The 1,135-nt window shown below is 36.5% G+C and carries 2 protein-coding genes; both read right to left on the minus strand.

Going from position 1 to position 1,135, the window contains the following annotated elements:
* Positions 1-608 (minus strand): ERF family protein (locus ACFIL3_RS10375; RefSeq protein ID WP_375637308.1); only part of this gene is annotated, 608 nt, incomplete at its 3' end.
* Positions 609-680: 72 nt separating this feature from the next.
* Positions 681-1,135: hypothetical protein (locus tag ACFIL3_RS10380; protein WP_375682240.1), on the minus strand; the 455-nt coding region annotated here is incomplete at its 5' end.

Consider the following 1,135-nt stretch of genomic DNA (forward strand, 5'->3'; position numbering starts at 1 on the left):
GTTTGTACGACAAGTCTTCTGATTTCATTGATCTGTTGTGGAAAAGCCTTTTTAATAGGCGGGTTTCCATCTGTATCGTCTTCTTTACTTGCTAAATTAAGAAGCATGCCTAATAGGTATCTTCGTGCGTAGGTAAGTGTGGAACCAAGTGATTGTATGCTATTTTTAGAGCCTGTACTGTCAATTGGAAATGTTCCTTCTGTTGAGATTTGATTGTCTGAAGGATGAGACAGAGTTATTTCTATGGTAACGTTTTTTTCTGTTTGATTTTTAATACGATAAAACAAAGCAAATTTGTATGTTGCAAGCCCTTTCTTTACAGCATCAATGTACTGATCAAGTGTAGCGTATTTGCTGTTTGTATGGTTATTAATGGCGTTTTGTTCGATATTTTTATATGCCATTTGCACAGCCGAAAGATCACGGACAAAATTTTGGCGCTCTTGTCGTTTTATCTCTTGTTCTCTTAAATCAAGAAGACGCTCTAAGCGATCCATATCGACGTCACTGTCTAAGGCTTTATTTAAAATACGTTCCATGACAGTTTGTTCGACGGCTACATGATGTGTTTCTTCAATTTCTATTAGGTTAGTGTTTTGTTCACTCATCTTGATTTCCTACATTGCGCGCAATTCACCCGTGGCGTGAATCACGCTGGTGTTAAAAGTTGGTTTGTGTTGCTAGAAAGGAATGTCGTCTTTTGTTGAAGAGTCGCCGTTCTGGGCGGTCATAGTTTGTTTACAATCTTCTGAATTATCATAAATTTTTACATTGCCATAAATTCTTGAATCGGCATAAATAATCACATTTCCATAAATTTGTGTGTGTCCAAAAATATGTCCATCATATATTTTGACGTTATTATAAATTTTTGCATTGCCAAAAATCTCGGCACAATCACCAATTTGTGCTTTATCATAAACCTTAGCACTATCGTAAATCTTGGCACAACAATACGCCTTGGCATCATTATAAATCCAGCAATCGTCTTTTTGACTTAAATTGTCTTCATACTCTACAAAGCCCCCAAGGTCCCCAGCCTTAACATCACCAAAATCTTTTAATGCACGTATGCGGTAAAGCGTAAGGTATCCATCAAACTGAATTGTTTCATCAGTAAGTTCGTATTTTTTCA

The organism is Bartonella sp. CE47NXGY (genome assembly GCF_042195415.1).
In the GTDB taxonomy this organism is placed as follows: Bacteria; Pseudomonadota; Alphaproteobacteria; order Rhizobiales; family Rhizobiaceae; genus Bartonella.